The following is a 25,340-nucleotide window of genomic DNA, read 5'->3' on the forward strand; positions in this document are numbered from 1 at the left end:
ACCGTCACCCCACCCACGACCCCGACCGAACAACAGATCACCGACATCTTCACCACCATCCTGACCACCACCAACCCGATCAGCACCGACGACAACTTCTTCGACCTCGGCGGCAACTCCCTCCAGGCAGCTCAGGTGACCAGCCTGGTCGTACAGCGACTCCGGACGACGGTGACCCTGCGCCAGTTCTACGCGGCCCCGACGGTGCTGGCCCTGGGCCGACTGGTCGACCAGGCGGGCGGCGGGGTCGGCGCCGGAGGACTGGCCGCCGCCCCCAGCCCGGACTGGTCCCCGGTGGTGCCGCTACAGGAGGTGGCGGGCACCCAGCCGCCGTTGTTCATCGTGCACGCCGTCTCCGGCTCGGCCTACTCCTACGCCGCACTCGCCCGACAACTCGGCCCGGACCAGTCCGTGTACGGGTTGGAGGCACCGGGCCTGGAGGAGGACGTGGTGCCGCTCGACCGGGTGGTCGACCTCGCCGAGCGTTACGTCCAGGCGGTGCGCCGGACCCGTCCCAACGGGCCCTACCTGCTCTCCGGGTGGTCCATGGGAGGGCTGGTGGCGTTCGAGATGGCCCGGATCCTCACCGACGCCGGGGCCAGGGTCGACCTGGTCCTGCTGCTGGACTCCCCGGTGCCCACCGGATCGGAGCCGCCGGACACGATCGGGACCATGCGGCAGTGGGCGGTGGACCTCGCCGGCATCGTGGGCCGGCCGATGCCGGACCTGGATTTCCTGCACCCGGGAGTCGATCCCGACATACTGCTGGACGAGCTCCTCGACGCGCTGACCGGCGCCGGGCTCGTTCCCGCCGACGTCCGCGACGACCTGCTGCGTCGCTACCGGGTGTTCAGCGCGAACGTACGGGCGAACTACCGTTACCTACCGGACCGGGTGCCGCCGGTGCCGGTACATCTGATCAACGCCGTCGACTCGGATCAGGATCGTGGCTGGGAGCGGTTCCTTCCGGAGGTACCGACCCGGGAGGTTCCCGGCGACCACTACACGATGTGGAGCACGGAGAACCTGCCCGTCCTGGCCGCCGAGATCCGACGGGAACTGGACGCTGCTCGCGCCCGTCGCGGCATCGGCGACGCCGGCCACTGACACCGGACGACGTGCCCGGGCGGGGACGGGGTCACGTCCCCGCCCGGGCACGTCGGCGTCAGTCCCTGCGGGGCTCGCCGGTCGTCTCGTCGGGCCGGCCCTCGTCCACCGTCGCGGCGCCCGGTGCTGCGGCGACGACCGTCTCGGCCTCCGCGGCCGGCGCCGTCGCGACCTGCTCGGAGTCGTCGTCCGGCGACGGCGGTACCTCGCGCAGCGCCGGGATGTTCGACAGCAGCAACGGCAGTACGGCCAGGACGGCGCCGACAGCCGCCACCCACAACGCGCCCCGCAGCCCGATCACACCGGCGAGGAAGCCGCCGACCAGTGCGCCGACGGTGCCGAGTCCGTACATCAAGGTACGCATCGCCGCCGTCATCCGGCCCAGCAGTCGGTTCGGCGTGACGGTCTGCCGCAGGCTGATCGCGACGACGTTCGCCACGCCGATACCGAGTCGCATGAAGAAGAACGCCCCGCAGATCATCAGTGCCTCGACGAGGTCCGGGCCGGACGCGGCCGGGATGAGCAGCGGGCCGCAGTACCCGACGATCACGGAGACGAGGTACACCCGCCCGATCGGCAGTCGGCGGGTCAGCGGACCCGCGATGACCGATCCGATCAGGCCGCCGATCGCGCTGAGCGAGAGCACCACACCGATCATCCCGGCGCCGAAGTTCAGCGTCCGCACCGCGTAGATCAGGAAGACCGCCTCGATGAACATGTAGCAGAAGTTGTAGGCCGAGCCGATCGTGGCGATCACCCGCAGGTAGGGGTTGCCGACGACAAACCTCAGGCCCTCGAGCACCTCCTCGCCGAGGTGCCGCTTGGTGGTCGGTGTGACCGGCTCCGGTTCGACGCTCTTGATCATCATCAGGGACACGGCGGAGACCAGGTACGTGACGGCGTCGATGATCAGCACCACGGGCGCGGTCAGGATCTGGATCAGCACCCCGGCGAGGCCCGGTCCGCCGAGTTCGGCGGCGGAGTAGCTTGCCCCGACCCGACCGTTCGCTTCCACCAGGTGTTCCTTCTTGACCAGCGACGGTACGTACGACATCCAGGAGACGTCGAAGAGGACCGTGCAGACGCCGATCAGCAGGGCAACCACGAAGAGCACCGGCATGCTGAGCATGTCGGTGGCGGCGAAGGCCGGGATCAGCAGGATCAGACCGGCCCGGATCAGGTTGGTCGCGATCATGATCGGTCGGCGGCGGCGCCGGTCGACCCAGACACCGAGCAGCAGGGCGAGGAAGAGGAACGGAACGAATTGGACGAACCGGAGCAAGCCCAGCTGTTCCGGGCCGGCCTCGAGCACCAGCACCGCGGTCAACGGCAGCGCGAGCGCCGTTATCTGGGCGCCGACCAGTGACACGGTCTCACCGAACCAGAATTTGGTGAAGTCGGTGTTGTGCCAGAGCGAGGGCGGCTTGGCGGCAGGGTCCGCCGAGGGCTGGGCCGCGTCTTTGATGGTCAAGGGTCAACCTCCGGGGGCGATCGATCGACACGCCGGACCTCGGTGTGACGGCGCCGATGGTCCGAGTTGGCCTGCGACGTGGACATGTGGTGCGGCGGAAGGCGTTCCGGGAAGATGTCCGGTGGTACGGCTGCGTGGCCGGACTCCGCGGGAGAGACGTCGACGGGCAGGGACAGACGTCATACCAGCCGATCGACCGCGCCAGACAGTAGCTTACCTTTGGCTCTCGGTAGAGGTAGCCCCGTTCTGTGGTCGGCTTCGCCGGGGGTGCTCGCGACCGGCGCGCTCGCCGTACGTCGACCGGGCTGAATACGGATCCGGGGTCGTTGGTGGCGTGAGAGGAGCGCCCGAGGGGCCGCCGGCACCGCCGGAACACGGCTGATCGCGGGCCTGCGTGTCCACGGTGTGTCCGTCCGGCGTCGTGGTGGCGGAGTCAGCGGCGAGCCGACGGGCCTGCCGTATCGGCGGCCCGTCGAGGTCGACTGTGGTCGCCGTGCCGTGCCGTGCCGCGCCGGCCGACGGTTGCCGTCCGACGCGACGACGGCCACCGCGCTTCCCGGAATCCGCGCGAGGACCGCGGTCGTGGCCGCGCGACGACGGCCACCGCGCTTCCCGGAATCCGCGCGAGGACCGCGGTCGTGGCCGACCCGGCCGGCCTCCGGCCGCGATCATCGGGGGGCTAGCAGGTCCGCGTAGTCCGCGTCGGTCAGCGGGGTACGCGACAGCGAACCGTCGGCACGGGGGATGCCGACCGCGTCGCCGTCGTGCCGGAACGTGACCCGGTCGACGTCGGGATGCGTGGTCAGGGTACGGACGACCTGCCCGAAGGCCAGGATCTCGTCGTTGCGTCCGGTGCCGGACAACCCTTCGCCGATGTCGACCATCGCCTCGCCGTTGACCACGTGCAGCCCGAGGACGCTGTCCGGCCCAGTCAGCGCGCTGGTCAGCCCGGCGCGCTGTTCGGTGTCGTCCGGGCCGGCCAGCAGCAGGTCGAGCAACGCGGCGGCGGACAGCGGTACGGGTACCCGACGGACCACCGGCACGAGCAGGCTGTCGCGGACGAGGTAGAGCCGCTGGGCGACGGAACCGGGCCGGGTCGGCAACGGTGTGGGGGAGGGGGTCGCCTGGACCGCCCCGGGAGGCGGGTCGACCGGCCGGGGTGACGTCTCGACCGGCACACCACAACCGGCGAGGAGCACAACCCCGGCGAGGAGTGTGCGACCGGCCCGGCGGACGACCCCGGCGAGGAGTGTGCGACCGGCCCGGCCGAGGGAACCTGGTCCGGTGCGGCGGCCGGTGGGGGCCGACGTCGGGCGGAGACGACTCATCCGGCGACCTCCGGCAGCTCGACCCGGAAACGGGCCCCTCCGCCCGGTCGGTCCCGTACCTCGACGTGCCCGCCGTGCGCCGCGGCGTGCTGGGCCACGATCGCAAGACCGAGACCGGTCCCACCGCCGTCACCCCGGGCCCCGGCGGTTCCGCCACGGACGAAGCGGTCGAAGATCACCTGTTGCTGGTCGGCCCGTACGCCGGGACCCTCGTCGTCGACCTCGATGTAGTAGCGCCCGTCGACCCTGCCGAGCCGGACCGCCGACGGCCCGCCCCCGTGCGCGCTGGCGTTGTCCAGCAGGTTGCCCAGAACCTGTTCGATCCGTCGCCGGTCAACGACCCAGGGCTGCTCCCGCTCTCCGCCGGGTTCGAGAAGACTCTCCGGCAGATGCCGCGAGCGGCACACCTGTCGGACGAGACGGCTGACGTCGACCGCGCGGCGGTCGGCGGGCTGGTCACTGCGAGCCAGTTCGAGCAGGTCGTTCACGAGCTGCTGGAACCGGGCGACCTCGTCGGCGACCAGGCCGGCGGCGGTGCGGGTGCGCTCGTCGAGGTCGTCGCGGTGCCGGGTGAGCACGCTCGCCGCGGCGGCCAGCGTCTGCAGCGGCGAACGCAGTTCGTGGCTGACGTCGGCGGCGAACCGGCGGTCCCGCTCGATCCGCCGGGAGAGCTGGTCGACCATGTCGTTGAACGAGCTGGTGAGCTGGGCGAGGTCCGGTTCGGCCGCCGCGTCGAGCCGGGCGGTGAGGTCGCCGTTGGTGATCTCACGGGCGGCGTCGGCCACCGACCTGATCGGCCGCAGGGTGTACCGGGTCGCGTACCAACCGAGACCGGCACCGGCGGCGGCCGTGATGATGGCGACCAGGGTCAGCACCAGCCCCAGGACCCGCAGCGTGTGATCCAGTTCCTTCAGGTAGTCGATATGGTAGAAGGCGGTCGATCGGGACAAGGGCACCCCGACCACGACGGCGGGCTGTCCCTCGGCCCGTACCCGTTGTTTGGCCGGCCTTCCCCCGGCCACGACGTCCTGCAGGGCCTGCGGGATCGCCTCGGTGATGCCGGCGTCCGCGTTGCGGGCGTACCAGATGCCGTTGCGACGTAGCACGGTGCGTCGGGTCTGGCCGGTGTCCAGCGATCGGAGCGTCTCGCCGACGTCCGGCCGGTCCGTGCCGAGACGGGTCCGGATCACCGCCGCCTCCAGGTATGCCGCCCGCACCGCGTTGCGCTCCCGGTCCTCGAGCAGCGAGGACCGGGTGATCTGGTACGAGACCAGGGCCATCGTTGTCGACAGGAGCAACGCGCCGGCGGCGAATCCGACGGTCACCCGGGTACGCAGCCCGGCCCGGTTCATCGCTGGAGCCGGTAGCCCAGACCGCGGACGGTGACCAGGTACCGGGGAGCGGCGGAGTCCACCTCGATCTTCTGTCGTAACCGGCCCACGTGAACGTCGACCAGGCGCTCGTCTCCGACGGCGTAGTCCCAGACCCGCTCGAGGAGTTGCTGGCGGCTGAGCACCCGGCCGGCGTGGTGGGCGAGTTCGCAGAGCAGCCGGAACTCGGTGCGGGTCACCGGTACGGGTTGCCCGCGCAGCCGTACCTCGCCGGCTTCGGGCACCACCTCCAACTCGCCGAAGGTCAGCGCCGGCACCGGTGCCAGGGTCGCCCGTGACCTGCGGCGCAACGCCCGCAACCGGGCCGACAGTTCCTTGATCGCCACCGGTTTCACCAGGTAGTCGTCGGCGCCCGCCTCCAACGCCGCGACGATGTCGTGGGTGTCGTCCCGGGCGCTGACCACCACGATCGGGACACCGTCGGTACGCCGTAGCTCCCGGATGCACTCGTAGCCGTCGACCCCCGGCAGCATCAGGTCGACCAGGACCGTCTCCGCCGGGTGGCGGCGCTGCTCGAGGATGCCCTCCTCCGCCGTCGCCGTGCCACGGACGGTGTAGCCCTCGTCCTGGAGCGCGAGCACCAGTGACAGCCGGATGCGGTCGTCGTCCTCGATCACCAGCACACCTGTCATCCCGCCATCATGCGTGCCGACACCCTGACCGGGAAAATCGCCGCTGCCGGCTCGGTGTCGAGGCGCCCGGCGAGGGCCGGGTTGTCATGGAACTGTCACAGGTCCGTCGAGGCGTCGCAGAACCCGCCCGGCAGGCTGTTCTCCAACCGACGACGGGGGAGGAGATACGGTGTCCGAGTTCACCCACGGGGCGATTAACGGTGTCCGGAGCGACGCCGTGAACGCCTCGACGGTCGAGTTGACCGTCGCCGGTCGGCTCGACCAGGCCGTGGTGCCCCGGGTGGGTCCGATGTTCGACCGGGCGCTCGAGCAGCGACCCGCCCGGATCGTGCTCGACGTGACGGACTGCCACTACGCCGACGCCGCCGGAATCGGGTTGCTGCTCGACCTGCACCGGCGTAGTCGCCGGGCCGGCGGCAGGTTGGAACTGCGGGCCCCGTCGGCACGACTCCGCCGGCTGTTCGAGATCGCCCGCGTCGACCAGGTTTTCCAGATCGAGTCCGACGCCCGGACCCCGGACCCGGATCCGGTCCGGGTCATCGGCACGGCCCGACCACCCGGCTAGCCGTACCCACCGCCCATCAGGCATTGCTCGCCCCCATGAGGTGCATGGCAGGGCCGGTATCGGTTCGAGCCGGTCCTGCCATGCACCGGGCCCCTTCCGCCGGGGAGTGCGATATGACGGTCGTACCTGGCCCCGACAACCAGCCACCGGTGCTGGTCTGCGACCACTGTGGTCGGACTGCTCCGGGCCAGGACGGGGGCAACCTGGATCCGCGGCTCGTGTGGCCGGTGCTCACCGAGGACGGCTGGGCCGGTTCACCGTTCGCCGCCGGACCGCACGAATGTTCGAGCTGTACGGCGGGCCGGGCCGTCCGGATCGTCGCGACCGGTTCCGTCGTCGAGTCCGGTCGGGTCGTCGGGTACGGGCCAGGTGCTGTCGCGGCCGGGGCTGGCCGGGGTGGCGGCAGCGAGCGCGCCCACGGCCGGGTGCTCCGGGTCGAGTGTCGCGACGGTATGGCGGTGGTGAGGCTCGCCGTCGACCTGGACGTGCGGATCGCCGAGATACTGCGGCAGGCTCTGGTGACGGTCGGTGCGGTGTGCTCCCGGGTTGTCCTCGACCTGGCCGACGTCGGGTTGATCGACTCGGCTGGTCTGGGCGCGCTGGTCCGGGCCCACCGGGCGCTCGACCGTGGTGGTGTCACACTCTGTCTCGCCGCGCCGTCGTGGTATCTGGTGGCCGTGCTGCACACCATGGGCCTCGGCGGGGCCTTCGGCACTTACGCCGACTCCGGCGGGCTGCCTCGCGGTCAACCCACCCGGCCCCCGGGCGCCCGGGCGCCGACCGCCAGCCACCCGGCGGTCTGTGTCCCCGGTACGGAGGCTGACCAGCCCTGTCGTCCCCGGCCACCGACCGGCGGATGCGTACCGTCGCCGTCGTCGGGGGTGTAGCTGGCCGGCATCGGCTCGGGAACTCATCCGGTGAGGACGAACGTGAACTCGGCCGTGCGTACCGTGTCGTCCGACCGGAACTCGAGGAAGGCGCGGTAGCGCCCGACGCTGGGCGCGGTGAGCCAGAAGCTGACTGCTCCGCCGGAAAGTTCCGGTTCCGGGTGTACGTGCACGTAGCCGAGGTCACCCTCGCGGATCACGACCAGGTGCCCGTATGCGCCGAGGTGGCGCTGGAGCTGGTCGGTGACGGGGGTGCCGTCTCGGCTGATCCGGAACAGCAGGGGAGTGGAGACGCCGAGTTGCGGGGCACCGTCCACCGTCACGACGTACGGGCCGGTGGTCGCCTGGGTCTGCGGCGCGGGCAGGTCGGCCGGGCGGGCCGCGCCGGGTGCCTGGTGGTCGACGCCGAGGACGAGCGGCAGGTTGGTGCCGTCCGGGGTGATCACCGTGAAGTCGGCGTACACCCGGTAGGCACCGGGTTCGGGCAGGTCGAGGGAGACCGTCCAGCGGCCGTCGGGAGCCATCTCCGGATGCACGTGCTGGAAGCCGGTCAGGTCACGTCGGACGACGACCAGGTGCAGCGGCTTGTCGTGTACGACCGCGTACCGGGTGGCCGGCTGCCGGTCCGGACCGATGATCCAGAACGTGTAGTCGGCGGCCCGTCCGGCCTCCTGGGACCGCCGTCCGGGTTCGAGGGTGTAGCCCGCGTCGCTGACCGCCAGCCCGCCGGCCTCGGCCGGGCCCTCGCCGGGATGGCTGTGCGCGCCGGTGCCGGGGGCGTGCGCGTGCTGGCCCGGCAGCGCGACCGGTCCCGGATCGCCGGTCGGCGCGGTCGGTGCCGGGCGTGCCTCTCCCGCCGTGGTACGACCCAGTCCGAACCCGCCGACCAGGGCCAGGACCAGCAGACCGGCGACAACAACGGTCCGGTTGGTACCGCCAGCGGTGACGCCCCGGCGGACCGGCGGGTCCCGGTCCGCCACTCCGGTCGTGCCGGTCGACGTCGTGGGCGTCTTTCCCGGGGCCGGGGTGACCTTTCCGGTGACCGGCTCAGCGGCCGGGGTGACCGGCTTTGCAGCCGGGTTGACCTTTCCGGCGGCCGGGGTGACCAGCTTCGCGGTTGTTTTCGGCACCGTACGGGTGCCGGCACCACCCGAGCGTGGGACACCACCGGAACCCGCCGGGCCGCGACGGCCGGGCCGCGACCTCCCGCCGGAACCGGAACGCGACGGCCGGACACCGCCGGCACGCCCGGTGGCCGGGGCACCCCACCGCCGCCAGCCGACGAACGCGGCGGCGACCGCGACGAGCGCCACCAACCAGGCGGCCGCCAGCGGCCAGTCGAACCCGTCGTCTCCGCCGCCAACGGCGGCCGGTGGTACGGCCGGGGGTGTCGAAGCCGGCACGACGGCGTCCCCGGTCTGCCCGGTCGCCGGTTGGCCGTGCCCCTCGGCTGCCGCCAGCAGCTCCGGTGCCGGCTGGTTCGTCGGCGGGGACCAGCCCTGCGGCACCTCGCCGCCCGGTCCGGTGTAGCGGAACCGTAGGGTCCCTCGCACCGTGTCCCCGTCCGAGGCGACGGTGAAATAGTTGACGGTGTACTGGCCGGCCGCCGGCCAGTGTGTCACCAGGACCACCGCCGGGAAGCCGACCGTGTAGTGCTGTGGCTCGAATTTGCCGTCCACCAGCAGGTACTCCGTCACCGGCTTGGCCAGTTGCTTCGGCTCGCCGTGTCGCCAGCTCCCGTCGAGACGTCCGCCGTCCGGTCCGGTCACCGTGAAGTACGCGTACGACGCGGGCCGTTCCGTGAAGTACAGCTCGACCTCGGACAGCGGGGTGGAGACGCTGGCCCCCTCGGCCGGGTTGGACATTGCCAGGGTGCCGTGGGCCGCCGCCGGTGGCGCGGGCGTCAGCAGCACCGCGGCTGCCGCCGTCAGGGCGAGGGCCAGCAGCCCGGCGAGTGGACGACGGGCGGACAGCAGCCGGACACGCATTGACACATGATCACAACAGTGATCGGAACTTCACAAGAGGTGGCCAACTGATGGGCGCTGGCGTCGGCCACGGTGAGGCGGTGGGGCGCTGTGGTGAGCGCGCGGGCCGCCGTCGGTCGGACTGCCGGTCAGGTACGGGTCCGGAACGGGGCGAGCGTGGCCCGGATCTGGTCCGCCGCTCCCCAGTCGTCGTCGAACTGGGCCAGTACGGCGAGGTGCTGCCGGAGCTGGAGGATCGGCATGCGGGCCCGCCAGTCGGCATCGAGCGAGGTCAGCTCCGCGTAGACCGCGAAGAACCGGTCCGCCTCGGGCGGGGGCGCGGTGGTCCACAGGTGGGCGAGGTCCACCTCGGCCCACTGGTAGGAGACGGCCGGGTCGATCAGCGCGGGTCGCCCGTCCGGTGTGGCCAGGACGTTCTGCGCCCAGAGGTCGCCGTGTGTCAGGCAGGCCGGCCGGTCCGGCAGCAGTTCGGGCAGCCGGTGGCACAGCCGCTCCAGCGCCGCCCGGTCGCCCTGGTCGAGGGCCGCGTCGACGCGGGGCTGCCCGAGCCAGCGGAGCAGCCGGTGCTGGGCGAAGAACACGAAACCGTCGTCGTTCCACGTGTTGACCTGGCGACGGCGGCCCAGCCAGTTGTCGCGGTGCCAGCCGAATCGGGAATGGGTCGTCTCCAGGTGCAGGCGGGCGAGTGTGTGCGCGAACTGTTCCCAGAAGGTCCCGCTGCGGGGCCTCGGCCGCAGCACAGACAGGACGAGAAGTTCCCGGTCCGCCAGGATCACCTCGGGTGTCGCCACTCCGCCGAGTTCGCGTAGGGCGGCCAGCCCTTCGGCCTCCGCGACGAAGACGTCGTCGGCCGGCGCGTCGACGAAGGCCTTGACGAACACCGGGGGTGCGTCCCGGCGGGTGGCCGTGCCCGCGACTGCCGCGAGCCCGCCTGTCGCCGGTTCCACCGTGACGACGTCGCGGATGCCGGACCGGACCAGGCGCTCCAGGAGAAACGTGGCCGAAGCCATCAGCGGTGGCCTCGCCGTACCCGGGTGTCTGCCCGCGTGACTCCGCGTGGTGCGATGCCCGGCCCCGGCCGGGTCCGGACGGTCGCACCGCCGGGCGGCGCCTGGCGACCTCCCGGGAGTGTGCCGTCGGCTCGCACGCTTTCCCCCTTCGTCGACCCGGGCCCTCCTGTCGGTGGCCGGAGCGTACCGTCTTCCGGCAGCGGCAGCGGCAGCGGCACCGGACCGGGTGGAGATGAGGTCCACAGTGGATGGCACTCGAGGCCGCACCGGGATTCGAACCGGCGACATCCGGGACCATAACCCGGCGCTCTGACCAGACCGAGCCACCGCCACCGTGCCCGTGCCTGGGGTCGAACCAGGGACCTCCTCGGTGTGCACGATGCGCTGCTCCCGCTGAGCTACCCGGGCGAGGCGGAGACGTGTGCGGGCGAACGCGCACCGCCCCGTCACCAGCTCCCACGGCTGGACTCGAACCAGCACCTTGACGGTTAACAGCCGTCTGCCCTACCGGTTGGGCGACGTGGGAATGGTCGCGCGTGCGGGACTCGAACCCGCTTCATGGGCTTGAAAGACCCAGGGCCTACCCATAACCGAACGCGCGGTGTGTGTCCCGAGGAGGATTCGAACCTCCGACCCTCGGCCTGTCGAGCCGATGCTCTCCCACTGAGCTACCAGGACGTGGCGGGAGCCGGATTTGAACCGGCGATCTCCGGATTATGAGACCGGCGCTCTGACCGAACTGAGCTACGCCCCTGTGTGTCTGGTGCAAAACAACAGAAAAGCCGCTCGATCCCTGTCCGGGTGGGCGGCTCCGCGTCTCGCGTTGGAGACTATCCGGGCCGCCTGCCCTGCTTCTCGTTGCCATTCCCGTAGGAGACCGACCCGGTGTGGGGCATGCCGGCCTCGTGCGGCGAGGTACACCGCCGTGCTTCGAGGTTGGCTTTCCATACCATTGCCGGTGATCTCCTTCGAGCGCTTGCTTGTCGTCGACAGTAAATGCCCGGCGCCCGCGCGGCAACGGTATTTCCGGGCCCGCGTGGGCCACCTCCCCGGTCGGTCGCGGACGTGCGGCGACTCGTTCTCGGCGACGGGGACGAGGTCGTCACCGGGTCCGGGCGCCGTCGGTCGGCCTCGTGAGGCGTTCGCCGTGCGGGTCTCAGAGGTGGCGGGGGCTGATCCGCCCGTCGGCACCGGCACCGGCGTCGGCCCCGACGTCGGCCCGGCCCGGCCCTCCGGACGCGGCCGGGTCGGACCTGTTCGTCGGTCCATCGACAACAGCCGTTCACGAATCCCCCGACCACTGGACAGCACGGATCGATACGGTGCCCGGACCCCCCCACAAAGGAGGTCCACGATGGATCGACGAAACATGCTGCGCGCGACGGTGCTCGGGGCCGGCGCGGTGGCGTTGCCGTTCACCGCCTGGTCGGCGGCGTACGCCGCACCGGCGCAGAACGCACCCGGCCCGTACGGTCCACTGCAGCCGGCCAACAGCCACGGCATCCAACTTCCGGCCGGCTTCACCAGCCAGATCGTCGCCCGCTCCGGGCAGGTCGTCCCCGGCACCTCGTACACCTGGCACAACGCGCCCGACGGCGGGGCGGTGTTCGCCAACGGCAGCGGCTGGGTCTACGTCTCCAACTCGGAGACCAGCGCCGGCTCCGGCGGCGGTGCGTCCCGGATCGTCTTCGACGCCAACGGGACCGTCACCGGTGCGTCCCGGATCCTCTCCGGCACCAACAACAACTGTGCGGGCGGCCGGACGCCGTGGAACACCTGGTTGTCCTGCGAGGAGGTCAGCCTCGGCCGGGTGTGGGAGACGTACCCGCTCGGCGGCACCGCGGTCGTCCGCCCGGCGATGGGCCGGTTCAAGCACGAGGCCGCGGCGGCCGACCCGGACCGGCGGGTCATCTACCTCACCGAGGACGAGACCAACGGCAAGTTCTACCGCTTCGTGCCGAACACCTGGGGTGACCTCTCCACCGGCACCCTGCAGGTGATGGTCGCCGGAAGCGGTACCTCCGGCTCGTTCAGCTGGGCCACCGTGCCCGACCCGGACGGCTCGCCGACCGCGACCCGGTCGCAGGTCTCCGGCGCCAAGTCGTTCAACGGCGGCGAGGGCTGCCACTACTCCGACGACCGGGTGTGGTTCACCACCAAGGGTGACAACCGGATCTGGCAGCTCAACCTCACCACCAACACCTACGAGCTCGCCTACGACGACAACCTGGTCAACCCCGGCCCGGCACCGCTGACCGGCGTCGACAACATCACCGGTTCCAGCTTCGGCGACCTCTACGTCGCCGAGGACGGCGGCAACATGGAGATCTGCGTGATCACACCGGACGGCCGGATCTCGGTGTTTCTCCGGATCACCGGTCAGAGCTCGTCGGAGATCTGCGGTCCCGCCTTCACCCCGGTCGGCAACCGGCTGTACTTCTCCTCCCAGCGCGGCACCTCGGGCTCCTCCTCCGGCGGCATCACGTACTGCGTCACCGGGCCGTTCCGCACCTGACCCCGCCGTACGCCACCGGGTCGCGGTCGGGTCCGCCCCCACGCCAGCCGGCCCGGAAGTCGCACGAGGCTCAACCGCCCGGCCCGCCGCCCCGTGGGGTGGTACCCCGACGGGTCACGCCCATCGACGGGACGGCGGGCCGGAACAAGGCGACGAGGTCGTCGAGGCGGACCACGACGAGCGCGCCCAGCACGGCCAGCGGTACCGACACCACGGCGGCTCCGGCCGTCGCGCCGGGGTCCACGAGTGCGGCGTACCCGCCGGTCCCGGCGATCACGGTCAGTACGACGTTGCGGACGAGATGGTGCCGGCCGAACGGGGCCGTCGTGGCCTCCCCGAAGCAGCGGCAGGATGCCGAGGTGCCACGACGCAGTACCGTCGCGACCGTCACCGTGAACCCCAGCAACAGGGCTGCCGCCAGGGCGAATCCGACCGTGCTCAGCGCGGGTCCGACCCCGGTCACGGGGGATCCGGCCGAGGCCGTCGCGGCGCCGGGCGGTGGCACCGGCAGCAGCGGAACCAGCAGCAGCGGGGGCACCGCCGTCTCGGCCGCCACCACCGCCCCGGCCACCGGAACGACCAGCCGCGCCGGCAGCAGGTCCATCGTCCGCAGCGAGTCGGCGAACGCCCGGAACGCGTGCCGTCCGGTCAGCTTGCCGGCGGCCGACGCCAGGAAGACCAGGGCCAGCAGACACCGGCTGAACCACAGCACGTACGACATGTTCTCCCATCTCCGGCCGACGTCCGCCGTTATCCGATGCCCCGGTGCTCGGTTACCGTGACGCCGTGCCCGAACCCACTCTGCTGATCGTCGCCGGCGCGATCGTGGCGCTCGGGATCGCCGTGCTGGTCGCCCGTGCCGTTCTCCAGGTCGTCGGGGTGAACGGGGACAGCATGACCCCGACCTACCAGGAGGGGGACCAGCTCCTGGTGCTCCGGCGGGGATTCCGGCGCCGGTTACGGGTCGGCGCCGTTGTCGTCTGTCTGCCGCCGCCCGGCATCCGGATCACCGCGGGCGACGGCGACGCCCCCACCCAGCTGTTGGTCAAACGGGTCTCGGCGCTGCCGGACGGGCAGGTCTACGTCCTCGGCGACGCGCCACGGCACAGCCTCGACTCACGGGCCTTCGGTGCCCTCGCGCCGGAGCTGGTGCGGGGCGTGGTCCTGCGCCGACTGCGGGCCGCCCGGTCATCGCCCGGCGGACACGACGTCACGTCCCGGCAGCAGGCCGGATAGCTGGGCGGCGTTGTTGCTGACCCCGGGCACCCGGCCGTCGGTGTCGACCTGTCGGAGGCGCCCGGTTCCTCGGCCGTACCGGACGCCCCGGGGACGTAGCCCGCCGCCTGGGTCCGGAACAGCGTGGCGTACGTGCCGTCGGCTGCCAGCAGCTCCTCGTGCCGGCCCGCCTCGACAACCCGGCCACCGGACAGCGCCACGATCAGGTCGGCGTCCCGGAGGGTCCCCAACCGGTGGGAGATCAGCACACTGGTCCGGCCGGCCCGGTACCGGCGCAGCCGGAGCTGGATGTCCCGTTCGGCCTCGGCGTCCAGGCCGGCACTCGGCTCGTCGAGGATGAGCAGGTCCCGTGCCTCGGGCAGGACGGACCGGGCGATCGCCACCCGCTGCCACTGCCCGCCGGAGAGCAGCACCCCGGTGTCCGCCGGGTCGCCGTCCAGTTCGAACACCCGGGAGAGCATGGTCGCGTACCCCCGGGGCAGCGACTCGAGGGTCTCGTGGATGCCGGCCCGGCGGGCGGCGTCGGCGATCCGGGCGCCGTCCTCGACGCGTACGTGGTCCGGGCCGGCCGGGTCGACGTCGCCGAGCCAGATGTTCTCCGCCGCCGTCAGGTCGTAGGTCATGTAGTCCTGGAACACCGCGCCGATCCGGGCCCGTAGCTCGGGCACGGACAGTTCACGCAGGTCGACGCCGTCCCACCGGATCGCGCCCCGGGTCGGGTCGTAGAACCGGCACAGCAGCTTGACAAGCGTGCTCTTGCCGGCGCCGTTGTGGCCGACCAGGGCTACCGCCTGTCCGGACGGGATGAACAGGTCCACGCCCCGCAACACCCACGGGTGGTCCGGACCGTAGCGGAACCAGACGTCGCGGAACTCGATGCCCCGCCGCAACGGGGGAACCGGTCGCGGCCGGGCCGGTTCCGGCAGGTCCGGTGGGCAGTCGACGACCTGCTCGTAGTGCCCGAGCAGCAGCATCGCCTGGTGGATGCCGGCGACATGGTCGATCAGGGTGGTCAGGCTGCTCTGCACCCCGGCGACGGCGGCGATGAACACGGCCACGTCGCCCACGGTGAGTCCGCCGGAGCGCGCGGTCGCGACGGCCCACACCAGGCCGCCCCCGGACAGCGCCGCGCCCAGTACCGCGAGCAGTGCCTGGACCCGGACCTCCCGGCGGTCGTGGCTTCGGCGGGCGGCGCTGGCCGCGCCCAACTCGGCGAGCATCCGGCGGCGGAACAGCCCACCCAGGCCCAGCAGACGTATCTCCTTGGCCGCCGACAGGCTGGTCAGCAGGCCGGCGTAGAACATCTCCCGGCGCTCGCCCGGCCCGATCTCCCACAGCAGGTTCGCCCGCCGCCGACTCAGCCGCAGTTCGGCGACGAGTACGGGTACCCCACCGGCGGCGACCAGCACGGCCATCACCGGGCTGATCACCACCAGCGTGCCGAGGAAACCGGTCAGCAGCACCCCGCCCTGCACCAGGCCGAGCAGGCCGTCGACGCAGCGGCCGGGTCCGTCCCGCCCGGCCTGCTCGGCGAGCCGGAGCGTGTCCTGGAACGCCGGCTCCTCCAGCCGGCGTAGGCCGTGGAGGCGATCGGTCGCGGCGTACAGCTGGTCGAGCGCGACGAGGGCGGCCGCGCGGCCGAGGTCCGCCCGCAGGTAGTTCGTCAGGTGCGGGACCAGGGCCAGACCGACCGAGACCGCCGCCAGCGCGGTCGCCACCTCGAGGAGCGCCCCGCCGGAGGGGTTGGTGACCCGGTCGAGGACAAGTTTGGTGAGCCAGGCCGCCAGCACCGGGAGCGCCCCCGCGATCGGCGCGAGGAGCACGTACGCCGTCAGTTGGCGCGGCCGGCCCGCCAGACCACCGTGACGGCCCGGCCGGCCCGGGCGATGCCGATCATGGCGCGAGGCTATGGACGCCACCTACAGGAGTGGCTACAGCGCCGGTACAGCCGGCGGTCAGATGGTGATGACGACCTTCGCCCGGGCGTGTTCCTCTTCGAGGTACCGGATGGCCCGGGGCACCTCGTGCAGCGGGTAGGTCCGGTCGATGACCGGGGTGAGGCGACCGTCTTCGGCGTGGGCGCGGAGCGTGTCGAGGTGCCGCCGGCTGGGTGCCGTCTCGAGGATGGCGATGCGCTGTCGGACGAAGGGCGCCAACAGTCGTCCGCGTGCGATGAGCCGGACCGGTCCGAGGAGACTGCCGCCGCGGTAGACACCGCCGCCGGAGAGGATCAGTGTCCCGGTCGGGGACAGCGCCCGCCGGAGCGCGGTGAGCGAGCGGTTGCCGACCAGGTCGAGGACGACGTCGTGGCGGCGGGCGTGGCGGGTGAAGTCGTCGCGGGTGTAGTCCACGACGTGGTCGGCGCCGAGGGAACGGACCAGGTCGACGTTGCGGGTGCTGCACACTCCGGTCACGGTGGCGCCGAGCGCCGTGGCCAGTTGGACGGCGAGGGTGCCGACACCGCCGGAGGCGCCGTTGACCAGCACGGAGTGACCCGGCTGGACCCGGCCGACGTCGCACAGTCCCATCAGCGCGGTGACCCCGGCCAGCGGCAGGGCCGCCGCCTGCTGCGACGTCAGGTTCGCCGGCTTCGGCGCGACCAGGCTCTCGGGCACGCAGACGTACTCGGCGAAGGCGCCGTTGGCGTCGCCGAGGTCGCCGAAGACGGCATCGCCCGGGCGCACCTGTCGGACGTCGGCGCCGACGGCCTCCACCCGGCCGGCGAAGTCCCGGCCACGGATGCGGGCGCGGGGTCGGGACCGGCCCATCGCCAACCGCGCGATCCGGGGGTCGCCCCGCATGGCGTGCCAGTCGTACGCGTTGAGCGCGGCGGCCTCGACCCGTACCCGCACCTCGTCGGCGGCCGGCACCGGGGTGTCGACGTCCGCGAGGGTGAGTGTCTCCGTCGGGCCGTACCGGTCCTGGACGATCGCCTTCATTGTGTCCTCCCTTAGGTGTACGGCGTACACCTCACGTCAGTCACGATAGGTGTACGCCGTACACCTGTCAATGCGGTTATGGTTTCCAGGCACCCGGAAAGACGAGGAACGAGATGGCTGAGCAGGCTGGAACGCTGCGCCGGACGCCGCTGAGCAGGGACCGCATCCTGCGTGCCGCCGTCGTGCTCGCCGACGGCGCCGGGATCGAGTCGCTGAGCATGCGCAACCTCGCCCAGGACCTGGGCGTCGTACCGATGGCCCTCTACAAGCACGTGGCCAACAAGGACGAACTGCTCGACGGCATGATCGACGTGGTGGTCGGGGAGATCGACCCGCTGCTTCCCGACGCCGACTGGAAACCCGCGGTCCGCGCCCGCATCCTCTCGGCACGGCAGATGCTGCGGCGCCACCCGTGGGCGGCGCTGGCGATCGAGTCACGGAACATGGCGACCCCGGCCATCCTCGGCTACCTCGACTCGATGGTCGGGGCGTTGCGGGCCGGCGGTTTCTCCGCCGACCTGGCCCACCACGTGATGCACGCGATGGGCAGCCGGATCCTCGGCTTCAGCCAGGAACTGTTCGACGCCTCCCGCCGCGCCGGCCGGTCCGGCGTGACCGAACCGGAGCCGCCCGCGCCCCTCCCACCGGAGGTCGCGGCCCGGTTCCCGCACCTCGCGGAGATCGCCACCGCCGCGTCCCACGACGACGGGTCCGTCGTGGGACAGGGCTGCGACGACCAGTTCGAGTTCGAGTTCGCGTTGGACCTGCTGCTCGACGGCCTCGACCGGCTACGGCAGCAGGGCTGGACGTCGGCCCACCGATTCCACTGAGCCGGCCGGTCCACGGCCCGGCCGGCCCGACCCGCCTCCGGGTTCCGGGGTACGGCCGACCGCGGCCCGGCCGGGTCCGACGTGCGTGCGGCCCGGAACACGGCCGGGGTCCGACGTCAGGGCAGCGTGATGCCGGTGCGTACGCCGTCCAGAGCGTGGCTGCACAGGCAGTCCCGCGGCCCGTCCGGCAACGCCGTCACCACGTCCACGAGCAGTTCCCGCAGGCGGGTGACGCTGCGCCCGAACACCGCGAACACCTCTTCCTGGGTCACCCCGTCACCGACCTCGACCCCGGAGTCGAGGTCGGTGACGAGCGAGACGGCGGTGTAGCAGAGCGCCAACTCCCGGGCCAGCACCGCCTCGGGATGCCCGGTCATCCCGACCACGGACCAGCCCTGCGCGGCGTACCACCGGGATTCGGCCCGGGTCGAGAACCTCGGCCCCTCGACGACCACCATCGTGCCGCCGTCGACCGGCTGCCAGCCGCCGGCGCGGGCGACGTCGAGCACCGTCGCCCGTCCGACCGGACAGTACGGGTCGGCGAACGGGACGTGGACGACGCCGGGCACCTGGCCGTCCGGCCGTCGCCGCCCGTCGTAGTAGGTCTGGACCCGTCCACTGGTCCGGTCGACGAGCTGATCCGGTACGACGAGGGTGCCGGGCCCGTATCCGGGCCGCAGCCCGCCGACGGCCCCCGGGGCAAGTATCCGGCGTACCCCGACCGCGCGCAGCGCCCAGAGATTCGCCCGGTGGTTGATCCGGTGCGGCGGCACCCGGTGACCACGACCGTGCCGGGGCAGGAACGCCACCCGACGACCGGCCACCTCGCCGACGGCGAGCGCGTCGCTGGGCTGCCCGTACGGGGTGTCGACCCGCACCTCGACGACGTCGTCGAGGAACTCGTACAGGCCAGAGCCGCCGATGACGCCGATCTGCGCGTGGTGCGTCACGTCTTCTCCACGGATAGAAGGGGTGGGGGCGGGGGTGTCAGCCGCGCCGGGTGCGATCCCGCACGGCACGCCGGAGGCGACCCGGCACGGCATGCCGGACCCGACCCGGCACGGCGCGTCGGAGGCGGGGCCCGGCGAGCAGGGCGACGGCCACCACGACCCAGAGCAGGGTCAGCCAGACGGTGAGCCCGGCCAGGTAGTCGCGGTCCTGCAGACCCGGGTTGGGCGGCGCGGCGGCCGGCCGCCAGAGCAGCGGTACGGCGACGAGCAGCAGCGTCGCGCTGGCCACCAGACCGGCGGTGATCCAGCGCCGGCGTCTCCGGTGGGGGACCAGCCGGGCCAGGGCCAGCCCGACCAGGCCGACCAGCGGGGCCACCAGCACGTCGTGCAGCAGCGGCCCGGCGACCAGCCACGGCAGGGCCGACCCGAACTCCGGCCGCAGCGACCATCCCCCGTACGCCACCGCCGCGACGCCGAGGACGAACAGCAGGACCCGGGTCGTCCTCATCCGAGCACCTCCAGTCGGGCCACCCACTTCGTCTGGAGCACACCGGGGCGGCTCGGCGCGATGATCCGGCAGGGGTAACCGTGGTCGGGATGCAGCACCTCGCCGTTGATCCGGAGCGCGAGCAGCGTCAACGGGTCGGTGGCGTGCCGGGCCGGCAGGGTGCTCGCCGAGTAGAGGCCGGCGGCCTCGAGCGACGAGACCCGTACCGGGTGGCCGGTCGGCGCCCCGGAGTGGGTGAGCAGGTCGACGACGGATACCCCGGTCCAGTTCGCGGACGCGCTCCAGCCCTCGACACAGGCGATCGGAAGGTCGGCGGTGCGCTGCGGCAGCGCCGCCAGGTCGGCCAGCGACAGGGTGCGCCGGCCACCCGGCCAGACGACCTCGAGCCGCCAGTCGGCCGGGACCACGATGCCGGCCGCCGCCGAGGTGCGGTTGACCGGTACCCCCTGCGGACCGGTGGCGGAGCGCCAGGCCAGTGGGGAGATCCGCCGCAGCGCCGGCACGGTGACGCCGGCGGTGGCCAGCACGGCGACCCCGGCGGCGCCGGCCGACGTACGCAGGAACGCGCGCCGCCCGGACGCGGCCGGGTCCGGCTCGCCGTCGCCTGCCGCCGGACCCGGCTCGCCGTCCGGACCGGCCGGTCGTCGGCCGCCCCGTCGCCACACCGCCCGGGCGACCGGCAGTTTCACCGCGACGTGCACCAGCAGCGCGCCGACCGCCAGCCAGGCCACCGCGTGGTGCGCGGCCGGGAAGAAGAACCGCCACGGGTACGACTGCGCCACGTTGAAGATCCCGGTGACCAGCTCGAAGAAGGCCGCGCAGACCAGCACCAGGATGGAGATCCGTTCGAGCCCGTGTCCGACCAGCCGGACCGGCCGGCGCAGCGGTGGACGGACGAACAGTCGCGGATAGACGCTCCAGAGTTTCGCCAGCAGCAGCGGCACGGCGGCGATCCCGGAGAGCACGTGCGTGCCCTGGGTGATCCGGTACAGGTTGACCGGGCGGGTCGGCCAGTCGAACCAACCCGGCGGATGCTGGATGTTGTGGCTGAGCAGCCCGGTGACGAAGCAGAGTCCGAAGGCGATGCCGAGCCAGAGCCCGAGCCGGGCCGCCACCCGTGGTGAGTGCGCCGGTGCGGTGAAGTCCTCGGGTACGGGTACGCGTGGGAGCCGGATCATCCGCGCACCAGCTCGGCGAAGCGACGGGAACCGGAGCGGAACGTCTCGACGACACGCAGCCCGGCGCCGGCCGCGACCGCGTCCACCGCCTCCACCCCGAGCCGGGCCCAGTGGAAGACCGGCCCGGTGTGCGGTCCGTCCTGACCGGGTACGTCGGAGGCGACGTGCGCCTGTCCCCGCCAGAGCCCGGTGCCCGGCGGATCCAGCTCGACCAGTACGGTGCCGCCGGCGCGGAGCAGCGCACCGCAGCGACGGAGCAGCCGGACGGGATCACCGCCGATGCCGATGTTGCCGTCGATGAGCAGGGCGTGCGCCCACCGTCCCTCCCCGGGCAGCGGGTCGAACAGGTCGCGCCGCAGCGCCGACACCCCACGGAGCCGGGCCAGCCGGACCGCCTCGGCGGAGATGTCCACGCCCAACGCCACCGCGCCACGCCGGGCGAGCGCGGCGGCCAGCCGACCGGGGCCACAGCCCAGGTCGATCGTCGGCCCGGTGCAGCGGGACACGACCGGTTCGACGGCGGGCTCCGGGGCGCCGTGCCAGCGCCACACCGGCAGCGGCGCCACCTGCCCGTCCGTCTGCACGAGCCAGTGTCCCGGGCCGACCGGGTCGGGTCCGGCCGGGGCGGCGCCGAGCGGAACGTCGAAGCCGTCGGGCCGCCGCTGCGCCGGGTCCACCGGCAGGTCGACCGGGTCGGTCGACCGGATGCTGATCATCGTTGTCCTCCGGCCAGCAGGGCGGCGGCCGACGCCCGTACCGCAAGGGCGAACCGGCCGTCGGGCACCTCGTCCGCGACCGCGAGCGCGGCCGGCCAGTCGTCGACGTCACGCAGGACCGGCAGGGGCGCCGGGCACAGCCCGCGACGCCGCAGCGCCGCCCGGGTGTGCCGGCCGGTGTCGCCGGTGGACATCCGGACCTCACGCAGCGCCGTCGCGTGACCGGGATCCCGCAGCCCGAGCGCCCACCAGCCGCCGTCGACCGCCGGGCCGAGCACCGCGTCGTACCCGGTGAGCAGGTCCAGCGCGGAGTCGAGCAGGTCCGGATTCAGTTGCGGGGTGTCCATGCCGATCTGCAGCACCGGCCGGCCCGGGAAGGCGTGCGCGGTGTCGGCGTACGCGTTGGCGAGCCGGTCGCCGAAGGTGCCACCACGTTGCGGCAGCAGGTGCCAGCCGGCCAGCGCGGCGGTCAGTTCCGACGCCCGTTCCGCGTCGGCGAACCGCCCGGTGGCGGCGAGCACCGGGATCGTGGCGGGGGTGGCGCGTACCGCCGCGACGGTGTCGAGCAGGGCCGCCGCCGCGATCCCGGCCGCCTGTCCGGGCGTCAGCGGGGGACAGAGCCGGGTCTTGGCCTGCCCGGCGACGGGTGCCTTCGCCACCACGAGCAGGACGTTCACCGGGCCGCTCCCACGCCGTTGCGCAGCACCGCGCCGAAGTCGCGGGTGGCGCGCAGGGTGCCCCGGACCGAGCCGGAGACCTTCGAGGTGGTGCCGGCGGTCCGGGGGGCGTACGGCACGTCCAGTTCGGTGATCCGCCAACCGGCCGCGGCTGCCCGGAGCAGCAGCTCCAGCGGGTAGCCGAAGGCGCGGTCGACGATCCCGAGCGCCAACAACGCGTCCCGTCGGGCGACCCGGACCGGGCTGATGTCGTACACCGGCACGCCCCGGCGGCGCAGCAGGGCGGCGACCAGCGCGTTGCCGGCCCGGGCGTGCCACGGCCAGGCCCGCGCCGAGACCGGCCGGCGGCGGCCGGCGACGAGGTCCGCCCGTCCGCCGCGCACCGGGGCGACGAGCGCCGGCAGCATCCGTGGGTCGAACGAGCCGTCCGCGTCGAGTACGCAGACCAGCTCCGCGTCCGCCGCGAGCAGTCCGGTGTGGACGGCGGCGCCGTAGCCGCGTCGGGACTCGTGCACGACCTGCGCGCCGTGGGCGGCCGCGATCTCCGGTGAGCCGTCGGTGGAGCCGTTGTCGACCAGGATGGCCCGGTAGCCGGCGGGAAGCCGGGTCAGCACCCCGGGCAGTGCGGCGGCCTCGTCCAGGCACGGCAGCACCACGTCGATCGTCGTCTGCATGGCGACGACGCTAGGTCGCCGGAGCGCCGCAACGGCTGCTCGGCGGCCTTACGGAACCCTTACGCCGCAGGCACTTCTTACGAACCGCTGACGTCGGGGCCGGATGCCTTCACACCGGCCGGCGACCGCCCGTAACGTCGCCCGACACCATGACCACCGTGACCCGGCCGGTACGACACCGGCGTGCCGATCTGCTCACCGTGATGGTCGAGGTGGCGCTGCTCGCCGCCGCGGTCGTCGTCGGCGTGGTCCTCAACCGACAGGGCGTACGCCTGTACGCGGACGCCGCGCCGCTCTACGCGACCTGGCATCCGCACCTCGGCTGGGGCACCCCGGCCGCGTTGCTGCTCGCCGGGTTGGTGGTGGTCAGGGGGCCGGCCTGGGCGGCCCGGGCCTCGTGGCCCCGGCTGCTCGTCACCGGCTACCTCGGCGCGCTCGCCTGGATCCTCTCGCTCGCCCTGGTCGACGGCTGGTCCACCGGTCTGACCCGCAGACTGACCCCGCAGGCGGAGTACCTCCACGAGGTGCCCGGGGTCACCGACATCGGTGCGATGCTGGCCGGGTTCAGCGCCCGGATCCTCGACTTCCAGCCGAACTCCTGGTCCACCCACACCGCCGGACATCCGCCGGGTGCCCTGCTGATCTTCGTCTGGCTGGACCGGATCGGGCTCGGCGGAGGCACCGCCGCCGGGCTTGCCTGCGTGGTGGTCGGCGCGACGGTGGCCGTGTCGGTGCCGGTGACGCTCCGGGCGCTCGGGGCCGAGGACGCGGCCCGGGCCGGGTGGCCCTTCCTCGTGCTCTTCCCCGGCGCGGTCTGGATCGGCGCCTCCGCGGACGGCATCTTCGCCGCCGTGGTCGCGGCCGGGCTGGCGATGTTGACGGTCGGCGGTCGGTGGGGTGCCGCGGCCGGCGGACTGCTGCTGGGTTTCGCGCTCCACCTGTCGTACGGGTTCGTGCTGGTCGGCGTGCTGGCGCTGACCGTGGTCGTGCTGCGCGGGCGGGACCGGACCGGGGTGCTGGTGGTCGCCGGTGCGGCGGTCGCGGTGGTCGTGGCGGCCTTCACCCTCGCCGGTTTCTGGTGGCTCGACGGTTACCACCTGGTTGTCCGCCGCTACTACCAGGGGTGGGCGGCCGAGCGGCCGTACGGCTACTGGGTCTGGGCGAACCTGGCGGCCCTGCTGCTCTCGGCCGGACCCGTGCTCGGTCCGGCGCTGCGCCGGACGGTGCGCGCCGCGCTGCCCCGCCGGAGCGCCGCCGTCCCGTCGCCGCCAACACCGGCGTCCACCGTTCCAGCGTCCACCGTTCCAGCGTCCACCGTTCCGGCGTCCGCTGTGCCGCCGTCGGCCGGGCCGCGACCGACAACACCGCCGGGCGGGCCGCGACGGCGGATGTCGGCCTGGCGGGAAGCGCTCGCCCGACCGGCGGTGGCGCTGCCACTCGCGGCGGCGGTGGTGGTGGTCGTGGCGGACCTCTCCGCGCTGAGCAAGGCCGAGGTCGAGCGGATCTGGCTTCCGTTCGGGGTCTGGCTGCTGGTCGCCGTGGCGCACCTGCCCGGTGGTCAACGGCGAGGGTGGCTGGCCGTGCAGGCGGCCACTGCCCTCGCCGTCAACCACCTCCTACTGACGGTCTCCTGAGAACGCAGCCGGGGCCCGCAGCGGTGCGGTGGCGAACGCGGCGACGCCCTCGGCGAAGCCGGTACGCGCGGTGAAGCCGAGCAACCGTGCCGCGCGGGCCGGGTCGGCGACGACGTGCCGCACGTCGGCCGCGCGTCCGCCGCCGACCACCAGCGGTGCCGGGCCCCCCAGCGCCGCTGCCAGTTCCGCCGCCAGCTCACCGACGGTGTGCGGCTCACCGGAGCAGACGTTCACCGGCACCAGCCCCTCGTCCGGCGGTGTGGTGGTCAACGCCAGCAGGTTGGCCCGCGCCACGTCGGTGACGTGTACGAAGTCGCGCCGCTGCCGCCCGTCCTCGAACACCCGTGGCGCCGTACCGGCGGCCAGCGCCGAGCGGAAGATCGAGGCGACGCCGGCGTACGGGGTGTCGCGCGGCATCCTCGGCCCGTACACGTTGTGGTAGCGCAGGGCCCATACCCTGCCGCCGGTCTGCCGGGCCCACGCCGCCGCCAGGTGCTCCTGCGCCAACTTCGTGGCGGCGTACGTGCTCCGTGGCTCCAGCGGCGCGTCCTCGGGCACCAACTCCGACCGCAGATCGGCCCCGCAGACCGGACACGACGGCTCGTACCGCCCCGCGGTCAGGTCCGCCGTCCGCCGACCCGCCGGGCGGACCACCCCGTGCTCGGGGCAGCGGTAGCGTCCCTCGCCGTAGACCACCATCGAGCTGGCCAGCACCAGTTGGCGTACCCCGGTGGCGTGCATCGCGGCCAGCAGCGACGCCGTACCGAGGTCGTTGTGGTCGGCGTACCGGGGCGCGTCCGAGGGGTCCAGCCCGTGTCCGACCATCGCCGCCTGGTGACAGACCGCGTCCACCCCACGGAGCAGGTCGGTGAGCAGGTTGACGTCCTGCACCGCGCCGGTGACCAGCCGATGGCGTCCGGCCCAGTGCGGCGGGGTCCCGCCGTGTGCCTCGGGCAGCAGCGCGTCCACCGCGACGACCTCGTGTCCCTCGTCGGCGAGCAGGTCGGCGACGTGTGATCCGATGAACCCGGCGGCGCCGGTGACGAGAATCCGCATGCGCCGACGGTAGGAGCGACCCGACATCGCTGTCCGCCCGCGCGTCCA

General features: G+C 72.9%; 22 protein-coding genes, 5 tRNA genes and 1 pseudogene. 7 read left to right on the forward strand and 21 right to left on the reverse strand.

Annotated features, from left to right (window positions below; translation table 11 throughout):
- Positions 1-1,107, forward strand: a 1,107-nt coding sequence (locus ABGB21_RS28795) for an alpha/beta fold hydrolase (protein WP_347658666.1), incomplete at its 5' end; no start/stop codon positions are given.
- Positions 1,108-1,165: 58 nt separating this feature from the next.
- Here ABGB21_RS28795 and ABGB21_RS28800 read toward each other — a convergent pair.
- The 4 genes from ABGB21_RS28800 to ABGB21_RS28815 form a co-directional block, all read right to left on the reverse strand.
- A complete protein-coding gene (locus ABGB21_RS28800) occupies positions 1,166-2,578 on the reverse strand; it encodes an MFS transporter (RefSeq protein WP_347658145.1) in 1,413 nt (470 codons plus the stop codon).
- A 668-nt stretch (positions 2,579-3,246) separates the two neighbouring features.
- Positions 3,247-3,906 carry a GerMN domain-containing protein gene (locus tag ABGB21_RS28805; RefSeq protein ID WP_347658146.1) on the reverse strand — a complete coding sequence of 220 codons (660 nt, stop codon included), beginning with the start codon at positions 3,904-3,906 and terminating at the stop codon, positions 3,247-3,249.
- Positions 3,903-5,258, reverse strand: coding sequence for a HAMP domain-containing sensor histidine kinase (locus ABGB21_RS28810; RefSeq protein WP_347658147.1), 1,356 nt, complete (start codon positions 5,256-5,258; stop codon positions 3,903-3,905). Before ABGB21_RS28810 ends, ABGB21_RS28805 begins: the two co-directional genes overlap by 4 nt.
- Positions 5,255-5,929, reverse strand: a complete 675-nt coding sequence (locus tag ABGB21_RS28815; protein ID WP_347658148.1) for a response regulator transcription factor — start codon at positions 5,927-5,929, stop codon at positions 5,255-5,257. Before ABGB21_RS28815 ends, ABGB21_RS28810 begins: the two co-directional genes overlap by 4 nt.
- 169 nt (positions 5,930-6,098) lie before the next feature.
- Between ABGB21_RS28815 and ABGB21_RS28820 the strand changes: the two genes are divergently transcribed.
- Together ABGB21_RS28820 and ABGB21_RS28825 are read left to right on the forward strand one after the other, a co-directional pair.
- Complete coding sequence (locus ABGB21_RS28820; RefSeq protein WP_347680434.1) at positions 6,099-6,494, forward strand: STAS domain-containing protein; 396 nt, start codon at positions 6,099-6,101, stop codon at positions 6,492-6,494.
- A gap of 113 nt (positions 6,495-6,607) precedes the next feature.
- Complete coding sequence (locus tag ABGB21_RS28825) at positions 6,608-7,381, forward strand: STAS domain-containing protein (protein ID WP_347680436.1); 774 nt, start codon at positions 6,608-6,610, stop codon at positions 7,379-7,381.
- A 23-nt stretch (positions 7,382-7,404) separates the two neighbouring features.
- Here ABGB21_RS28825 and ABGB21_RS28830 read toward each other — a convergent pair whose 3' ends face one another.
- The 7 genes from ABGB21_RS28830 to ABGB21_RS28860 form a co-directional block, all read right to left on the reverse strand.
- Positions 7,405-9,369: a copper resistance CopC family protein gene (locus tag ABGB21_RS28830; protein ID WP_347658151.1), complete on the reverse strand. Its 1,965-nt coding sequence runs from the start codon at positions 9,367-9,369 to the stop codon at positions 7,405-7,407.
- 128 nt (positions 9,370-9,497) lie between these two features.
- Positions 9,498-10,379 (reverse strand): fructosamine kinase family protein, encoded by an 882-nt coding sequence (locus tag ABGB21_RS28835; protein WP_347658152.1) that lies wholly within the window; start codon positions 10,377-10,379, stop codon positions 9,498-9,500.
- Positions 10,380-10,714: 335 nt separating this feature from the next.
- A tRNA-Val gene (locus ABGB21_RS28840) sits at positions 10,715-10,787 on the reverse strand.
- Positions 10,788-10,832: 45 nt separating this feature from the next.
- Positions 10,833-10,905, reverse strand: a tRNA-Asn gene (locus ABGB21_RS28845).
- 1 nt (position 10,906) lies between these two features.
- Positions 10,907-10,980 (reverse strand) — tRNA-Glu (locus tag ABGB21_RS28850).
- 5 nt (positions 10,981-10,985) lie between these two features.
- Positions 10,986-11,057 (reverse strand) — tRNA-Val (locus tag ABGB21_RS28855).
- Between the two features lies 1 nt (position 11,058).
- A tRNA-Met gene (locus ABGB21_RS28860) sits at positions 11,059-11,130 on the reverse strand.
- Between the two features lie 603 nt (positions 11,131-11,733).
- Here ABGB21_RS28860 and ABGB21_RS28865 point away from each other — a divergent pair.
- Positions 11,734-12,894 carry an alkaline phosphatase PhoX gene (locus ABGB21_RS28865; RefSeq protein ID WP_347680438.1) on the forward strand — a complete coding sequence of 387 codons (1,161 nt, stop codon included), beginning with the start codon at positions 11,734-11,736 and terminating at the stop codon, positions 12,892-12,894.
- A 70-nt stretch (positions 12,895-12,964) separates the two neighbouring features.
- On the opposite strand, the gene ABGB21_RS28870 is transcribed toward ABGB21_RS28865, so the two are convergent.
- Positions 12,965-13,615 (reverse strand): MauE/DoxX family redox-associated membrane protein, encoded by a 651-nt coding sequence (locus ABGB21_RS28870; protein WP_347680440.1) that lies wholly within the window; start codon positions 13,613-13,615, stop codon positions 12,965-12,967.
- Positions 13,616-13,680: 65 nt separating this feature from the next.
- Between ABGB21_RS28870 and ABGB21_RS28875 the strand changes: the two genes are divergently transcribed.
- Positions 13,681-14,130: a S26 family signal peptidase gene (locus ABGB21_RS28875; RefSeq protein WP_347658155.1), complete on the forward strand. Its 450-nt coding sequence runs from the start codon at positions 13,681-13,683 to the stop codon at positions 14,128-14,130.
- A 329-nt stretch (positions 14,131-14,459) separates the two neighbouring features.
- Here the strand turns inward: ABGB21_RS28875 and ABGB21_RS28880 are convergent.
- A pseudogene (locus ABGB21_RS28880) lies at positions 14,460-15,545 on the reverse strand (ABC transporter ATP-binding protein); the annotation flags it as partial.
- A 540-nt stretch (positions 15,546-16,085) separates the two neighbouring features.
- Complete coding sequence (locus ABGB21_RS28885; protein WP_347658156.1) at positions 16,086-17,069, reverse strand: NAD(P)-dependent alcohol dehydrogenase; 984 nt, start codon at positions 17,067-17,069, stop codon at positions 16,086-16,088.
- Positions 17,070-17,182: 113 nt separating this feature from the next.
- On the opposite strand from ABGB21_RS28885, the gene ABGB21_RS28890 reads away from it, so the two are divergent.
- Positions 17,183-17,899 carry a TetR/AcrR family transcriptional regulator C-terminal domain-containing protein gene (locus ABGB21_RS28890; protein ID WP_347680442.1) on the forward strand — a complete coding sequence of 239 codons (717 nt, stop codon included), beginning with the start codon at positions 17,183-17,185 and terminating at the stop codon, positions 17,897-17,899.
- A gap of 116 nt (positions 17,900-18,015) precedes the next feature.
- On the opposite strand, the gene ABGB21_RS28895 is transcribed toward ABGB21_RS28890, so the two are convergent.
- From ABGB21_RS28895 to ABGB21_RS28920, 6 genes are read right to left on the reverse strand one after another with little or no spacing between them, the layout of a single operon-like run.
- Positions 18,016-18,849, reverse strand: a complete 834-nt coding sequence (locus tag ABGB21_RS28895; RefSeq protein ID WP_347680444.1) for an S-methyl-5'-thioadenosine phosphorylase — start codon at positions 18,847-18,849, stop codon at positions 18,016-18,018.
- Positions 18,850-18,886: 37 nt separating this feature from the next.
- Positions 18,887-19,357 (reverse strand): hypothetical protein, encoded by a 471-nt coding sequence (locus ABGB21_RS28900; RefSeq protein WP_347680446.1) that lies wholly within the window; start codon positions 19,355-19,357, stop codon positions 18,887-18,889.
- Positions 19,354-20,535 carry a molybdopterin-dependent oxidoreductase gene (locus tag ABGB21_RS28905; protein ID WP_347680448.1) on the reverse strand — a complete coding sequence of 394 codons (1,182 nt, stop codon included), beginning with the start codon at positions 20,533-20,535 and terminating at the stop codon, positions 19,354-19,356. The genes ABGB21_RS28900 and ABGB21_RS28905 overlap by 4 nt, the downstream gene beginning before the upstream one ends.
- Entirely contained in the window at positions 20,532-21,248 is a 717-nt protein-coding gene (locus tag ABGB21_RS28910; protein WP_347680499.1) for a methyltransferase domain-containing protein, read from the reverse strand. Before ABGB21_RS28910 ends, ABGB21_RS28905 begins: the two co-directional genes overlap by 4 nt.
- On the reverse strand, positions 21,248-21,928 hold the full coding sequence (locus ABGB21_RS28915; RefSeq protein ID WP_347658161.1) for a DUF2064 domain-containing protein: 681 nt from the start codon (positions 21,926-21,928) through the stop codon (positions 21,248-21,250). Before ABGB21_RS28915 ends, ABGB21_RS28910 begins: the two co-directional genes overlap by 1 nt.
- Complete coding sequence (locus tag ABGB21_RS28920; protein WP_347658162.1) at positions 21,925-22,602, reverse strand: glycosyltransferase family 2 protein; 678 nt, start codon at positions 22,600-22,602, stop codon at positions 21,925-21,927. Before ABGB21_RS28920 ends, ABGB21_RS28915 begins: the two co-directional genes overlap by 4 nt.
- A gap of 149 nt (positions 22,603-22,751) precedes the next feature.
- Between ABGB21_RS28920 and ABGB21_RS28925 the strand changes: the two genes are divergently transcribed.
- On the forward strand, positions 22,752-24,236 hold the full coding sequence (locus ABGB21_RS28925; RefSeq protein ID WP_347658163.1) for a hypothetical protein: 1,485 nt from the start codon (positions 22,752-22,754) through the stop codon (positions 24,234-24,236).
- On the opposite strand, the gene ABGB21_RS28930 is transcribed toward ABGB21_RS28925, so the two are convergent.
- On the reverse strand, positions 24,219-25,292 hold the full coding sequence (locus ABGB21_RS28930; RefSeq protein WP_347658164.1) for an NAD-dependent epimerase/dehydratase family protein: 1,074 nt from the start codon (positions 25,290-25,292) through the stop codon (positions 24,219-24,221). The two genes, ABGB21_RS28925 and ABGB21_RS28930, sit on opposite strands and share 18 nt — an antisense overlap.
- Between the last annotated feature and the right edge of the window lie 48 nt (positions 25,293-25,340).

The sequence above is a fragment of the Plantactinospora sp. B24E8 genome (genome assembly GCF_039871735.1).
Lineage (GTDB): Bacteria > Actinomycetota > Actinomycetes > Mycobacteriales > Micromonosporaceae > Plantactinospora.

Bases quoted from the DNA above. Each gene is read 5' to 3' on its own strand.
- ABGB21_RS28805 (WP_347658146.1), bottom strand. From the start codon at position 3,906: ATGAGTCGTCTCCGCCCGACGTCGGCCCCCACCGGCCGCCGCACCGGA.
- ABGB21_RS28810 (WP_347658147.1), bottom strand. From the start codon at position 5,258: ATGAACCGGGCCGGGCTGCGTACCCGGGTGACCGTCGGATTCGCCGCC.
- ABGB21_RS28815 (WP_347658148.1), bottom strand. From the start codon at position 5,929: ATGACAGGTGTGCTGGTGATCGAGGACGACGACCGCATCCGGCTGTCA.
- ABGB21_RS28825 (WP_347680436.1), top strand. From the start codon at position 6,608: ATGACGGTCGTACCTGGCCCCGACAACCAGCCACCGGTGCTGGTCTGC.
- ABGB21_RS28830 (WP_347658151.1), bottom strand. From the start codon at position 9,369: ATGCGTGTCCGGCTGCTGTCCGCCCGTCGTCCACTCGCCGGGCTGCTG.
- ABGB21_RS28835 (WP_347658152.1), bottom strand. From the start codon at position 10,379: ATGGCTTCGGCCACGTTTCTCCTGGAGCGCCTGGTCCGGTCCGGCATC.
- ABGB21_RS28865 (WP_347680438.1), top strand. From the start codon at position 11,734: ATGGATCGACGAAACATGCTGCGCGCGACGGTGCTCGGGGCCGGCGCG.
- ABGB21_RS28870 (WP_347680440.1), bottom strand. From the start codon at position 13,615: ATGTCGTACGTGCTGTGGTTCAGCCGGTGTCTGCTGGCCCTGGTCTTC.
- ABGB21_RS28885 (WP_347658156.1), bottom strand. From the start codon at position 17,069: ATGAAGGCGATCGTCCAGGACCGGTACGGCCCGACGGAGACACTCACC.
- ABGB21_RS28890 (WP_347680442.1), top strand. From the start codon at position 17,183: ATGGCTGAGCAGGCTGGAACGCTGCGCCGGACGCCGCTGAGCAGGGAC.
- ABGB21_RS28900 (WP_347680446.1), bottom strand. From the start codon at position 19,357: ATGAGGACGACCCGGGTCCTGCTGTTCGTCCTCGGCGTCGCGGCGGTG.
- ABGB21_RS28905 (WP_347680448.1), bottom strand. From the start codon at position 20,535: ATGATCCGGCTCCCACGCGTACCCGTACCCGAGGACTTCACCGCACCG.
- ABGB21_RS28920 (WP_347658162.1), bottom strand. From the start codon at position 22,602: ATGCAGACGACGATCGACGTGGTGCTGCCGTGCCTGGACGAGGCCGCC.
- ABGB21_RS28925 (WP_347658163.1), top strand. From the start codon at position 22,752: ATGACCACCGTGACCCGGCCGGTACGACACCGGCGTGCCGATCTGCTC.
- ABGB21_RS28930 (WP_347658164.1), bottom strand. From the start codon at position 25,292: ATGCGGATTCTCGTCACCGGCGCCGCCGGGTTCATCGGATCACACGTC.